This window comes from Nocardia beijingensis NBRC 16342, assembly GCF_001612785.1.
GTDB classification, from domain to species: domain Bacteria; phylum Actinomycetota; class Actinomycetes; order Mycobacteriales; family Mycobacteriaceae; genus Nocardia; species Nocardia beijingensis.
Genome location: NZ_BDBC01000067.1, coordinates 1 through 13,437 on the forward strand (window position 1 = coordinate 1; position 13,437 = coordinate 13,437).

A 13,437-nucleotide genomic window follows, 5' to 3' on the forward strand; every position below is an offset into this window, starting at 1 on the left:
ACCCGCGCCGTGACGAGGGAGTTGGTGTTGGGACGTCCTGCGATATCGGTTGAGGTTCAGCGTTCCCGTGGCGCAACTGCAACCCGCCACTCTCGACATGACATGTCCAACACGCCTCCGAGACCGGCTGGACCACGTCCCAGTGCTCGACGATGTTGCCATCTTATAGCCGAAAGATGTGGACGACCATCGCCGCGGGCGTCGGCCATAGTAGCTCGGGTCTGCGGGTCTCGGCCGCCTTACGACGATTAGGGGCGGATACCTGCGCTGATGTCGTTGCGTGGGAGTCGGCGCAGGCCGCTGACCCAGGACTGGGCCAAAAATAGGTATGCCCCCGGGGTAGTTTCACCGTCGCCGCAGCACCCCGTCCGGACGAGGCTGATGCGAAACCAAGCATCGTTTGCGGAGGCTCATATGTTCCCACCCAACCAGCAACACATAGGCAGCGTCGGCGATAGCGCCCAGTGTGTGGAAGACACCTTGATGATCCGGCGTTGCGCCGACTGCGACAGGCTGTTCGCGCCGCTGACCGCTGAATGTTTCTCCTGCGCGTCCGTGGATCTCGAGTGGGTGCCCTGCGCCGGCGCTGGTTGGATCGTCTCGTGGCGGGTGGTGGATCGTGCCGGGACTCGTGGCGAACTCGCACCGTTGACGATCGCCATCGTCGAGCTCGATGAGGGTCCGTGGGTCTACACCTCCATCGAGGGCAACGTCCCAGCGCTCCCGGCTCGGCCGGTACGCGTGCACTTCCAGCCGCGCCCCCAGCACGACCGGTTCCCGGTCTTCACAGTCAGCGCTACCGACCAACGACAGCACAGGACACCGGCATGAGCTCCGCACTCCTGCCTGCGTCTGATCAAAACACCGTGCGCTCACCCATTCGCCGACGAGATACCGATGACTGCCACGGCGTGCTGTGGGTACGCACCTTGCTGGAACAATATCGTCTCCTCGAGACCAGCAGATCTATCGACGGCGAGTCGAGGTCGGTGATCGTCTTCGCCATCCACTGGGCTCCCTTCGGCGGTGCCACCACCGAGGAGCTATTCGTGAACTTCGGCGTCGCCCGCCCACGGTTCGTGTAATTGCTCGGGCATGCACTCGACGGGCGCCGAACGGACAACGCCTGCACCCGTGGCCTCAAGAAGCACCTATTGGAGTCGCTGCCCCGGGCATGGCGGGCCGAACCCGGCACGGGTTCCCGACACCGGCGCCCCGGTGGGACCGGGCCTGGTCGCGTTGCCGGAGTCGACAGTGCCGTCGCCGAACCGCAGCGTCCTTTGCCCAGTACGGGGCCCCGTTCTGGGGCACGAGCGGACAGCCCGGCCAGACAGGGCGGTGGCCGCGTGAACATCACCATCGCGAGTCCCGAACAGGGATGGCTGGGCCGGATGTTGCTCGCACCCGCCACGACCCTGGGTGATCTCGCCGAGACGATCGAGCATGCCGTCTCGTCTGAGGCCGCGATCGTGGTCGTGCTAGCAGTTGCCGGTGTGCTCGCCGCAGCGAGGGCACTCGTGCGGCTGCGCCGCCGCTGGCTCAGTGCCCGTGCTCGCCGGATCACCGTACTCATCCCGCCCGAGGTCGATCCGAGAGGCGCGCTCGACTTCTGGTCTCACCTGATCGGTCAACTACGCCCCACCTGGACACGAATCCCGCTCGGGTAATCACATCACCGATCCGAATACGCCGTCACCCGAAGAAGGGGCGGCGATCCCGGCTGTGGGTCCCCAGAAGCATTCCGCGGAGGCGGTGCCGGTCGCCACCGCCGCCGAACTCCTGGCCCCTCTCCCCTGATACGAGCCCGCCGACCAGATGTGGCGACCCCTCGACGCCCCCGGCGCGACCCGTCTACGCCTGTGGGAACTGGCACCGTGTGGCCTCGCCGCACCGCCACCGATATCGACACCGGGCAGAGCGCGGCCACCCTCCGCAGTCAGGTCATGCCCGTGGCCCTACCGCGGCTACGCCCGCCCACACTCGAATACCGGTGAGACCCCGATGCTGGTCAAAGCCCTCGGCGCGAGCTGCGCGGCGGTCTTGTTGTGTGTCGTCGTAGTCACCTCCGTGGTCACCACCGTCGTGGCGACACTGTTAGGTGAACTCGACCACCGGCAGGGTCGGTACGGCCTCGAAACAATGCGCATCGGGGGCGGACAAGGACTGCTGCCGTCTTCGAGCGACTGCCTTGAGTAGCCGGATCATCCTGTCCAACGGCCACGCGGCCGGTGCCGCGCAGGTCTTCCACAGCTCGACGCCAATTGCTTGGAATTTGCCATCGGCAGGATATCCTGGCTATGCCCGTCGGGCAGATAACGAGCGACCAATGGACGAGAACGATCGCGACCGGACTCAGCGTGATGTCGGAGTGGATGTCGTCACGGAGTTGGTTGCTGCCGGTTTCGCGGATGCCGTCGAAATCGGGCGAGGCGGTTTCGGGGAAGTCTACCGCTGCACCCAGGCCGCGGCTGATCGCACGGTCGCGGTCAAGGTTTTGACCGGTGAGCTCGACGAGAACCGAGAGCGATTCTTGCGCGAGCAGCGAGCCATGGGACGGCTGACCGGGCATCCGAACATCGTGCACATGCTCGAAGTCGGCACTACCGAGACCGGACGCCCTTATCTCGTGATGCCTTATCTAGAGCGCGGATCGTTGGAAGCACTGATTCGCCGCCAGGGCCCACAACCGCTGCACGATGTGCTTCGGTTGGGAGTAAAGATGGCCGGCGCGCTGGAAACTGCGCACCGTGCCGGAATCTTGCATCGCGACGTCAAACCGGGCAACATCCTGCTCACAGACTACGGCGAACCCGCGCTCACCGACTTCGGCATCGCACACATCGCCGGCGGCTTTCATACGTCGGCCGGCACCATCACCGGCTCACCAGCCTTCACCGCCCCCGAGATACTGCAGGGCACCGCGCCCAGCCGCGCCTCCGATGTCTACGGATTGGCAGCCACGCTGTTCTGCGCGCTCACCGGGCATGCGGCCTTCGAGCGCCGCAGTGGCGAGCAAGTGGTCGCGCAATTCCTGCGTATCACGGAGCACGATGTTCCGGATCTGCGCGAGCATGGCATTCCCGACGATCTGAGTGCGGTGATCGAGACGGCAATGTCACCCCAACCCACCGACCGCCCCACTGCTGGAACGCTGGGTGATCAACTGCAGGAGGTAGAGCGCAATCATGGTCTGGTGGTGGACGAGATGGCCCTGCGGACGGGGCCCGATATCGAGCATCCGCCCGTCCCGTCCGTCGCCGCGGACAACACTGCAGGAAACCTGCCTCTCGAACTCACCAGTTTCGTCGACCGGCGTGCCCAAGTCGCCGAGGTGAAAAATCGGCTGGCCGCCTCGCGGCTTGTGACTCTGACCGGCATCGGCGGAGTGGGTAAATCGCGAATTGCACTCCGGGTGGCCCACAAGCTTGCCCCAGATTTCACCGACGGTGTGTGGCTCGTCGAACTGGGCGAGTTACAGGACTCGGCGCTGGTGTCCGAAGTCGTCGCGACCAGTCTCGGCTTGCGACATCGCGGCGCAGGACCGACGTCGGACTTCTTGATCCGATACCTGGCTTCCCGCGAGTTGCTGCTTGTGCTCGACAATTGTGAGCACGTTATCGATTCCGCCACAAAACTTGCCGAGTCGCTGTTACGGGCGTGCCCGCAAGTGCGGATTCTCGCGACCAGCCGCGAGGCACTGAACATCGGCGGGGAATCGCTGGCCGCGATTCCCCCGCTGAGAATTCCGGAATCGGGCCCGCGATCAGCGCTCGACGGCGCACTCGCTCTGTTCGCCGAGCGGGCCACTGCCGCCGTGCCGAACTTCCAAATCACCGAGGCCAATCGGGGTAGCGTGAGCAGGATCTGCGCCCGGCTCGACGGACTACCACTAGCGATCGAACTCGCCGCAGCCCGGCTCCGCACGATGACCCCCGAACAGATCCTGTCCCGACTCGACGATCGCTACTCCCTACTCACGCGCGGCAGCCGCACCGCACCCAAACGGCAGCAAACGCTGCAATGGTCCATCGGCTGGAGCTACGACCTGTGCACAACGGCCGAGCAGCGAATGTGGAACCAGTTGTCGGTTTTCGCCGGGGGCTTCGAACTCGACGCAGCCGAGCAACTCTGTGCCACCGGCGGCACCGAGGCAGAGTTGCTCGACGCGCTCTCAGCGCTGGTCGACAAGTCAATTCTGATTCGCGACGACGCCGACGACAGGCTCCGCTTCCGCATGCTCGAAACAGTCCAGGAATACGGCAGAAAAAGGGCACAAGAAGCCGGCGACTATCCCGAACTCAGTCGGCGACATCGGCAGTGGTGCCACAGCCTGGTGCTCGAAGCGGAGAAGCAATGGATCAGCCCGCACCAACTGCAATGGCTTGCCCGCCTGGAACGGGAACTGCCGAACCTGCGGAAAGCGCTGGAATCTGGCCTATCCGAGCGCGATGAGACCGCCTTGCAGATCGCCGGCGCACTCTATCGGTTCTGGCACCTGCGCGGACGGCGCGGCGAGGGCCGCCGTTGGTGCGAACGGGCCCTTTCCCAATTTCCCAGCGGAGCAACCTCGGCCCGGGCCAGGGCGCTGTTCGCTGCCGGCAGCACGGCCGTCATCCAAAGCGACGCCGCAAGCGGGGACAGCCATCTGGCCGATCTCGCGACTTTAGCCGAGCAGACCTCGGACCCGCTCGTGGATGCTCTCCGCGCCCATACCGAAGCAAACGAGATTCTCGCCGGTGGTGGTGACACAACGCGCGCGGCGGCCCTCCTTGCTGCTGCCATCCAGTTCTACGAAGTCTCCGGCGACCTCCGCTCACGTCTCGATGCATTGATATGGCTTGGATGGGCTTACGCATTGCAAGGGGACAACAAGCAAGCTCGCACTTGCTGCGAAGCGATCCTCGCCATCACAGAACCCGCCGGGGAAACACTGATCCATTCCTGGGCGCACCTGGCAACCGGATTCGTCCTCTGGCGAGAGGGCGAAAAAGACCGCGCAGCAGTCTTCTTGGAGAAAGGACTTCGATGGGCTCGATCCGTTGCAGATCCGGTGATGACAGCCGCTTATCTGGAGACTTGGGCCTGGATCGCGGCCGACCGAGGCAACGGCCGGCAAGCAGCCATCTTGCTAGGGGCCGCTGATGCACTGGGCCGCATCATCGGCACTTCGACATATTTGTTCCACGATCTGCACACCTTCCATGACAACTGCGTCCGCAGGAGTCGCGAGACACTAAGTGCACGAACATTCGAGGCGGAGCACAACAAAGGCTCCGCGATGACCCTCGATGCGGCCACTGCCTTCGCACTCGGCGAGCATGCCGGCACCTCGACGCCGCCCATTCCCGCAGCAGGGAAACTCACCAAGCGCGAACGTCAGGTCGTCGACCTTATCGCCGGCGGACTGTCCAACAAAGAGATCGCCGCCCGGCTGGTCATATCCCAGCGAACCGCCGAAGGACATGTGGCCCATATCCTGACCAAACTGGGACTGACCTCACGAGTACAGATCGCAACGTGGGCGGCCGAGTAGGCCGGCCCGCAACCGCCCGCCGACACCGGCGGTACGGATACGGAACAGCAACGTACTGCGTTTCCAGATCTTGGCCGATGGCCTGACGGCTCTGATCGACGAGTTCAGCGGGAACGACGTCCTTGAGCGCGTGCGCCAGTCTGCGCCGCTACACCGACACGCTCGCTCAGTTGCCGGATATCTTGACGCATTCCGGCGGCTGCGATTTAGCAGGCCTCGCGACATATCTCGCGCGTATCGGTTGTATTTGATCGTCTTCGGCGCGGTTACGTTGCGCCGACTACACCGCCAGTCGTCGGCGGTGCCATCCACTCCGCCCGATCGAGCCGCAGCAGCTAGTTGTTGCGGGGCGTGACGTTGGTGACGCGGTGGCAGTGGTGGTGAGCTGAAGGCGGTTCTTTCGACGGCAGGATGTGAAGCGCCAACTACCACGTCCGCCGCAAGCCGAAAGAACCGCCGTGATTCACCGTAATGCCCCGCTGACAGTCGAGGGCCGCTACCGGCTCGTGCAGCGCTGCCAGACCCGGCCGATCGCTCATGTCGCCGCCGAGATGGGCCTGTCCCGTCAGTGTGCGAGCAAGTGGGTCAACAGGTTCCGCCGGTACGGTGAACTCGGCCTGCACAACCGGTCCTCGACACCGCACCGGTCACCGACAGCGACTCCGGCCCAGATCATCGTCCGGATCGAGCAGCTGCGGCGTGAGCACAAATGGTCGGCACGACGCATCGCCACCGAACTACATACCGAGGGCACGGTGATCTCGGCACGCACGGTGAGCCGTCACCTGCACCAGCTGGGACTCAACCGGCGGCGGTTTCTCGACCCGGCCGGCGTATCGAACCGCGAACCGCGCCGCATCCTCGCCCGCCGACCCGGGCACATGGTCCACGTCGATGTGAAGAAGGTCGGAAGGATTCCGGACGGCGGCGGCTGGCGCGTGCACGGCAAGGGCTCGGACCGGGATAAGGCTGTCGCCCGCACGAAGAAACGCGGCACCCGCACCGGCTACGTCTTCTTGCACACCGCGGTCGACGGCTTCTCCCGGCTGGCCTATACCGAGGCCCTGCCCGACGAGAAAGCCGTCACCGCAATTGGATTCGTTTTCCGGGCGCGAGCGTTCTTCGCCGCTCACGGCATCATCCACATCCAGCGGATCGTCACCGACAACGGCGCCTGCTACAAAGCAACCGACTTCGCGAAAGTCCTGCTCGGAGCGCGGCACCAGCGCATCACGCCCTACACGCCACGACACAACGGCAAGGTCGAGCGCTACCACCGGATCCTGGCCGAGGAATTTCTCTACGCCCGAGAATGGACCAGCGAAACCCAACGCGCCGACGCACTCGGCGTCTGGAACATCCACTACAACTATCATCGACCACATTCCGCCGCCGGAAACCGGCCTCCAGCCAGCCGCCTCCACGCTGGCGTCACCAACGTCATGGCCTCAGGGACTGTCTGAGATCTTGTGGGCGGGACGGTGATCGGAGAAGCTGAGGCGGCCTGTCTCAGCGGAAGGGATCATCGTGTCGGAGGAGTCGATGCCGGCGGCCGGACAGTGGTCGGCAGCGGACGGTCTGGATGTCCGTATCGCCCAGGAGTTGGTGGACAAGGCTCGGAAAGAGGGGGTGTCGCTGGCCGGGCCGGGTGGTTTGCTGTCGCAGATTACGAAAACCGTTCTGGAGACGGCGTTGAACGCCGAAATGGATGAGCATCTGGGATATTCCAAGGGTGACCAGCCGATCCGAGGGGACGGGAATCACCGCAACGGGCGGTCACAGAAGACGGTGCATACCGATGTCGGGTCGGTGCGTATCGATGTGCCACGGGACCGGAACTCGGAATTCGAGCCGAAGATGGTTCCGAAGCATTCCCGGCGAGTAGAGGGTTTCGACGAGTCGATCATCTCGCTCTATGCGAAGGGGTTGACAACCGGGGAAATTCAGAAGCATCTGTCGGAAATCTATGACGTAGAGGTATCCCGCGAATTGATTTCGAAGATCACCGATAAGGTGGTCGAGGAGATGAATGAATGGCAGTCACGTCCGCTGGAACGTGTGTATCCGGTCGTGCTGATCGATGCTATTTTCGTGAAGATCCGGGATGGCCGGGTGGTGAATCGGCCGATCTACGTGGCGGTCGGTGTCACCTTGGCTGGTGAGCGGGAGGTGCTGGGCCTGTGGGTCGGCACCGGCGGCGAAGGCGCCAAGCATTGGGCCGGTGTCCTGGGCGAGCTGCGGAATCGCGGGGTCGCGGACGTCATGATCGTCTGCTGCGACGGGCTGAAAGGGCTGCCGGAGGCGATCAACGACACCTGGCCGCTGGCTGATGTCCAGCAGTGTGTGGTTCACCTTGTGCGGGCGAGCCTGAAGTACTCCTCCCGGAAATACTGGAGCCGGATCACCACCGAACTGCGGGCCATCTACACCGCCCCCACGGTCGAGGCCGCCGAATCTCTTTTCGAGGAGTTCGCCGCCGAGTGGGAACCCAAGTATCCGGCGATGATCACCGTCTGGCGCAACAGTTGGGAGCAATTCACACCGTTCCTGCGGTTCCCGGCACCGATCCGGAAACTCGTATACACCACCAATGCGATCGAAAGCCTGAACGCCAGATTCCGGCAAGCAACCCGCCGGCGCGGGCATTTCCCCAACGAGCAGGCCGCACTCAAGGTGCTCTATCTGGTCATCAGAAACCCGCTGAAGAATCGGCAGAATATCACTGGAAAGATCAGTGGATGGAAGGATATACTCAACACGCTCGCCTTGTTCTACGGTGAGCGGATAACCGGAAACTAGCAGGACAATTCACCGTTCTGCCCACAAAAATTCCGACACTCCCTGGCCTCATACAGCTAGTTCTTCGATTTCTGTGAGTAAACAGGCTGCGATGGAACATCTTTCGCCACGGTCAGTCGTTTGATTGTGTCGAGGCTTCGGGTGAGGTGTGGTTCGGTTCTGCCGGCGCGGTAGGCGAGGGCGAGTCCGATGGTGGTGGTGGTGGGTCGTAGTGGGCGGTAGGTGACGCCATCGAGGGCGAGCGCGGATACCGGTGCGGGCACGATCGCGACGCCGAGACCACCGGCGACGAGGGTGACCAGTGTCGAGGTTTCGCCGACCTGGTATCGGATGCGGGGTTGAATGCCGGCGTCGCGCAGCAGGCGCATCACGACGCTGTACATGACCGATGCCCGGTCGGCGGAGTGCACGATGAGGTCGGTATCGGCGAGCTCACGCGGATCTACGTGCGCGAGTGCGGCGAGGGGATGGTCGGAGGGCGTGGCGAGCACGAGTTCGTCGTCGCGGAGCGGCTCTACGGCCAGTGAACGGTCGGTGACCGGCGGGCGCAGCAGGGCGATGTCGACGGCGCCGGTGCGTAGCGTCTCGATCTGGTCGGGCACCAGCATTTCGCCGCGGAAGGCGAACTCGACTCCGGGTAGCTCGGTGGCGAGGTGACGCGACAGTGTCGGCAGCAGGGAAGCTGTCGCGGAGCCGACGCAGCCGATGGTCAAGTGGCCGACGGAGCCGGCCGCGACCAGCTGCGCCTCGCGTGCGGCGTCGTCGAGGGAGGCGAGGATCTGCCGGGCGCGGGCGAGGTAGGCGGCCCCGGCCGCGGTGAGCTCCACCTTGCGGGTCGTGCGTTCGAACAGCGATACACCGAGATTCGTCTCGAGCTGGCGAATCTGCTGCGACAGCGGCGGCTGCGCCATATGCAGGCGCGCGGCGGCGCGGCCGAAGTGCTGCTCCTCGGCGACGGCGACGAAATAGCGCAAGTGCCGAACATCCATATCGAAAACGTCCTAATCACGCGCAGAATGGATACTTCACGATATCAACAATGAACTCTAGCGTCGAAGTCGTGACCGGAGCTTTCCTCTATACCGCGGCGCGAACACCGTTCGGCCGCTTCAACGGCGCACTTGCCGCAACGAGGCCCGACGACCTCGCCGCCGCCGTCATCCACGCCGCGCTCGCGACAACGCCCCGGCTGGATCCGGCCGCTATCGACGAGGTCGTGTGGGGCAACGCCAACGGCGCCGGTGAGGACAACCGCAACGTCGCCCGCATGGCGGCGCTGCTGGCCGGAGTCCCGGTCAGCGTTCCCGCCACCACCGTCAACCGGCTGTGCGGATCCGGGCTCGATGCGGCAATGATCGGGTCGCGGCAGATCGAAACCGGCGACGCGCGCCTGGTGCTGACCGGCGGTGTCGAGTCGATGACGCGAGCGCCGTGGGTTCTGCCGAAGCCGGGCCGCGCGTTTCCCGCCGGTGACGCGACGCTGGTGTCAACCACGCTGGGCTGGCGGCTGGTCAACCCGCGCATGCCGTCCGAGTGGACCGTCAGCCTCGGAGAGGCCAATGAGCAACTCGCGCAGCGGTTTTCCATCAGCCGCGAGCGTCAGGACGCCTTCGCAGTCCGCTCCCACACGCTGGCGGCCGCCGCGTGGGCCGACGGCTTCTACGACGACCTCGTCGCGCCGGTCCCGGGCGTGGAATTGATGCGCGACGAGGGCATCCGCACGGATGCGACCGTCGAGAAGGTGGCGGGGCTGAAGCCGAGTTTCCGCGCCGACGGCACGATCACCGCCGGGAACGCCTCACCGCTCAGCGATGGCGCCTCGGCTGTCCTGCTGGGCAGTTCGGCCGCCGCCGAGTTGGTCGGGGTGGCGCCGGTGGCCAGGATCGCGGGCCGCGGCGCGCACGCGGTCCAGCCGCAGGCGTTCGGTTACGCACCGGTCGAGGCCGCCAACCGAGCGCTCGCGCGGGCGGGTATCGGCTGGGACCAGGTCGGTGCCGTCGAACTCAACGAAGCGTTCGCGGTGCAATCACTGGCGTGTGTTGATGCGTGGAACATCGACCCGGAGATCGTCAACACGCGCGGTGGCGCGATCGCCATCGGCCACCCGCTGGGAGCCTCGGGCGGTCGCATCCTCGCCACATTGTCGAAGGTGCTGCGCCAGCACCACGAGCGGTGGGGCGTCGCCGCGATCTGCATCGGCGTCGGCCAAGGCTTGGCCGTCGTGCTCGAAAACCTGGACCTCACCCGATGACCGCAGCCATCTGCCCCACCACCGACGACGCGGTCGCCGGAATCGCGGACGGCGCAACGGTTTTGATCGGTGGATTCGGTTTGGCGGGAATGCCGTTCGATCTCATCGACGCGCTGATCCGCCACGGCGCCACCGACCTCACGATCGTGTCCAACAACGCCGGAAACGGTGACGTCGGCGTCGCCGCACTGCTGGCAGCGGGACGCGTGCGCAAGGTGATCTGCTCGTTCCCCCGCCAAAGCGACTCCTACGTTTTCGATCGCCTCTACCGCGCGGGCGAGGTAGAACTCGAGGTCGTTCCGCAGGGCACACTCGCCGAAAGAATGCGCGCAGCGGGTGCGGGTATCGGGGCCTTCTACTGCCCCACCGGCGTAGGCACAGTACTGGCCGAAGGCAAGGAAACCCGCACCATCGACGGACGCGACCACGTCCTCGAGATGCCACTGCGCGGCGACACCGCTCTGATCGCCGCACACCGCGCCGACACGCTCGGCAACCTCGTCTATCGCAAAACCGCTCGCAACTTCGGACCCGTCATGGCAACCGCGGCCACCACCACCATCGTCCAAGTCGCCGGGATCGTCCCCGCCGGCACACTCGATCCCGAAGCGGTCGTCACCCCCGGCATCTACGTCGACCGCATCGTGGCGACCCAGGCCCGTCACTACACCGTCCGAGGAGCCCGCTGACATGGCCTTGACCTCCGACCAGCTCGCCGCTCGCATCGCCCACGACATCCCCCGCGGCGCCTACGTCAACCTCGGCATCGGCCAACCCACCAAGATCGCCGAACACCTGAATCCCGAACTCGGCATCACCCTGCACACCGAAAACGGCATGCTCGGCATGGGTCCCGCCGCCACAGGCGAGGACATTGACCCCGACCTCACCAACGCCGGCAAAGTACCTGTCACCGAACTACCCGGCGCCGCGTACTTCCACCACGCCGACTCCTTCGCCATGATGCGCGGCGGCCACCTCGACATCTGCGTCCTCGGCGCCTTCCAAGTCAGCGCGACCGGCGACCTCGCCAACTGGCACACCGGCCAACCCGACGCCATCCCAGCAGTAGGCGGAGCGATGGACCTCGCCATCGGCGCCAAACACGTCTTCGTCATGATGACCCTGTTCGACAAAACCGGCCACCCCAAACTCGTCCCCCACTGCACCTACCCCCTCACCGGCATCAACTGCGTCAGCCGCGTCTACACCGACCACGCCATATTCGACATCGCCCGCGACACCATCACAGTCCGCGAAACCTTCGCCATCACACTCGACGAACTCCGACGACGTCTAGACCCGACTCTCGCCCTCCAGTTCGGGGGGCGAGACACCGGGGGCGGCAGGAAATGAATGCCCGTACGGCAAGCGGTTCGTCTCCGGCGGACACTTACGAACGCACAAGCAAAGCTGCACCAGCGGTGACCAGCGCCAACAACAGCGCCGAAATTCCGTACCCGAGGCGGTGAGGTCGCAGACCAGGAACCATGCGGTCGACAGCATAGGCACCGGGTCCGGTCAGCGCGATCGAGGTTGCGGCAAGGGCGAGCACAAGCTCATATTCGACGCCCTTCGGCGCAAAGAACCCTCCGCCCCATTTCACCGCGATCGCGTTCACCAGCACCCCAACGACGGCCGCCGCGGCCAGAGGGGTGAGGAAGCCGACCGCTAAGGCGATCCCACCAAGTGTTTCACTGAGGCCAGCGATCACCGCCATTGTCTTGCCGATGGGGTAGCCGCTGCCAGTAAAGAAACGCCTGGTCCCGTCGATGCCACCACCTCCGAACCAACCGAACAACTTCTGGCTGCCGTGTGCGGCCATGGTGAGACCGACACCGAGCCGCAACACAGCAAGGCCCGCATCGTAGATGTGCGTGGACGTGCCGCTCTCCCGAGCGGGAACCTCGGGTGCGGTCTCAATGACAGGTGATGCGTGCATGGGTAGCTCCTAAGCGACAGATATTCGTTCAAATTTGAACATCGGCCACATTACAGTTAAATTCAAATTTTAACAACCGGTATGCTGGACTACGTGACCGAACCTCGATGGTTGAACGAGCGCGAGATGAGACTCTGGCAGAACTTCCTAGCAGCAGGAGTACTGGTCGAGCGCGAGATCGATCAGGATCTGAAGCGGGAAGGGCTGTCCCATACTCAATACGAGGTCCTGAGCCGACTTTCGGCGTCTCCGGACCAACGACTTCGCATGACGGAACTGGCCGACGCGATGTTCAGCACCAAAAGTGGCCTCAGTTATCAAATCGCCCAGCTGGAGAAGGCCGGTTTGGTACGCCGCGAGACGTGCTCGAGCGACGTCCGCGGCGTCATCGCGATTCTCACCCCCGCCGGCCGTCATCGACTCGAGGCGACCGCACCCGCACATGTGACGACAGTCCGCCGCATACTGGTCGATATTCTCACCGCCGAACAGCAGCAAGCTATCGCTGCCGGTTTGGAAGTCGTCGTATCCCGCCTGACCGCTGAGGGCAGTACCGCCAAGTCGAGCCGACCCGTGGAAGCAGCGGGGATCGACATCGCGACTGGATCCAGCACGACTGCGCGCTAGCAGCGCACGCGCTAAGCGGTCATGGACCGCTCAGGGGCCGCGAAACAGTCGCTCGTTCGGGCGCCGAGCTTCAGGCAGAGGCTCCCCGACCGTGTGCACCTCGACCTCCATACCGCTCCAGCGCCTGCGCTGCCAATCACACATCAACTGATCCACCGCCTCGACGGCCGCCCGATAGTCGAAGGCTGTGCCGCCGAACCAGATTCGCAGATCCACATCGTTTGCCAATGAACCTGCACCCCCGAACGGGCCTACCAACGGGTCGAACCCACATGTCGACGTTCG

13 protein-coding genes are annotated in these 13,437 nt (G+C 64.5%); 10 read left to right on the top strand and 3 right to left on the bottom strand.

Annotation, left to right across the window (positions count from 1 at the left end; all coding sequences use genetic code 11):
• Positions 1–414: 414 nt before the first annotated feature.
• The 6 genes from NB3_RS30415 (at position 415) to NB3_RS30440 (ending at position 8,332) form a co-directional block, all read left to right on the top strand.
• Positions 415–831, top strand: coding sequence for a Zn-ribbon domain-containing OB-fold protein (locus NB3_RS30415; RefSeq protein ID WP_084823804.1), 417 nt, complete (start codon positions 415–417; stop codon positions 829–831).
• Positions 828–1,085: a hypothetical protein gene (locus NB3_RS35375; RefSeq protein ID WP_157112098.1), complete on the top strand. Its 258-nt coding sequence runs from the start codon at positions 828–830 to the stop codon at positions 1,083–1,085. The genes NB3_RS30415 and NB3_RS35375 overlap by 4 nt, the downstream gene beginning before the upstream one ends.
• A gap of 261 nt (positions 1,086–1,346) precedes the next feature.
• On the top strand, positions 1,347–1,667 hold the full coding sequence (locus tag NB3_RS30420) for a hypothetical protein (protein WP_067810120.1): 321 nt from the start codon (positions 1,347–1,349) through the stop codon (positions 1,665–1,667).
• A 659-nt stretch (positions 1,668–2,326) separates the two neighbouring features.
• On the top strand, positions 2,327–5,533 hold the full coding sequence (locus NB3_RS30430) for a protein kinase domain-containing protein (protein ID WP_067810124.1): 3,207 nt from the start codon (positions 2,327–2,329) through the stop codon (positions 5,531–5,533).
• Positions 5,534–5,991: 458 nt separating this feature from the next.
• Positions 5,992–6,996 (top strand): IS481 family transposase, encoded by a 1,005-nt coding sequence (locus NB3_RS30435; protein WP_067810125.1) that lies wholly within the window; start codon positions 5,992–5,994, stop codon positions 6,994–6,996.
• Positions 6,997–7,075: 79 nt separating this feature from the next.
• The gene (locus NB3_RS30440) at positions 7,076–8,332 is read left to right on the top strand and encodes an IS256 family transposase (RefSeq protein WP_067810126.1); all 1,257 of its coding nucleotides are present in this window, start codon (positions 7,076–7,078) and stop codon (positions 8,330–8,332) included.
• Between the two features lie 56 nt (positions 8,333–8,388).
• Here the strand turns inward: NB3_RS30440 and NB3_RS30445 are convergent, their stop codons facing one another.
• Positions 8,389–9,321, bottom strand: coding sequence for a LysR family transcriptional regulator (locus NB3_RS30445; protein WP_067810127.1), 933 nt, complete (start codon positions 9,319–9,321; stop codon positions 8,389–8,391).
• Positions 9,322–9,392: 71 nt separating this feature from the next.
• Between NB3_RS30445 and NB3_RS30450 the strand changes: the two genes are divergently transcribed.
• Genes NB3_RS30450 through NB3_RS30460 form a run of 3 tightly spaced genes read left to right on the top strand, consistent with a single transcriptional unit; the run spans position 9,393 to position 11,939 of the window.
• Positions 9,393–10,583: a thiolase family protein gene (locus tag NB3_RS30450; protein ID WP_157112099.1), complete on the top strand. Its 1,191-nt coding sequence runs from the start codon at positions 9,393–9,395 to the stop codon at positions 10,581–10,583.
• Complete coding sequence (locus NB3_RS30455; RefSeq protein WP_067810129.1) at positions 10,580–11,272, top strand: 3-oxoacid CoA-transferase subunit A; 693 nt, start codon at positions 10,580–10,582, stop codon at positions 11,270–11,272. Before NB3_RS30450 ends, NB3_RS30455 begins: the two co-directional genes overlap by 4 nt.
• Position 11,273: 1 nt before the next feature.
• The gene (locus NB3_RS30460; RefSeq protein ID WP_067810131.1) at positions 11,274–11,939 is read left to right on the top strand and encodes a 3-oxoacid CoA-transferase subunit B; all 666 of its coding nucleotides are present in this window, start codon (positions 11,274–11,276) and stop codon (positions 11,937–11,939) included.
• Between the two features lie 37 nt (positions 11,940–11,976).
• Here the strand turns inward: NB3_RS30460 and NB3_RS30465 are convergent, their stop codons facing one another.
• Positions 11,977–12,525: a DoxX family protein gene (locus NB3_RS30465; protein ID WP_067810133.1), complete on the bottom strand. Its 549-nt coding sequence runs from the start codon at positions 12,523–12,525 to the stop codon at positions 11,977–11,979.
• An 81-nt stretch (positions 12,526–12,606) separates the two neighbouring features.
• Between NB3_RS30465 and NB3_RS30470 the strand changes: the two genes are divergently transcribed.
• On the top strand, positions 12,607–13,152 hold the full coding sequence (locus tag NB3_RS30470; RefSeq protein ID WP_067810135.1) for a MarR family winged helix-turn-helix transcriptional regulator: 546 nt from the start codon (positions 12,607–12,609) through the stop codon (positions 13,150–13,152).
• A 30-nt stretch (positions 13,153–13,182) separates the two neighbouring features.
• Here the strand turns inward: NB3_RS30470 and NB3_RS35970 are convergent, their stop codons facing one another.
• Positions 13,183–13,380 carry a hypothetical protein gene (locus NB3_RS35970; RefSeq protein WP_218020668.1) on the bottom strand — a complete coding sequence of 66 codons (198 nt, stop codon included), beginning with the start codon at positions 13,378–13,380 and terminating at the stop codon, positions 13,183–13,185.
• Positions 13,381–13,437 lie beyond the last annotated feature (57 nt).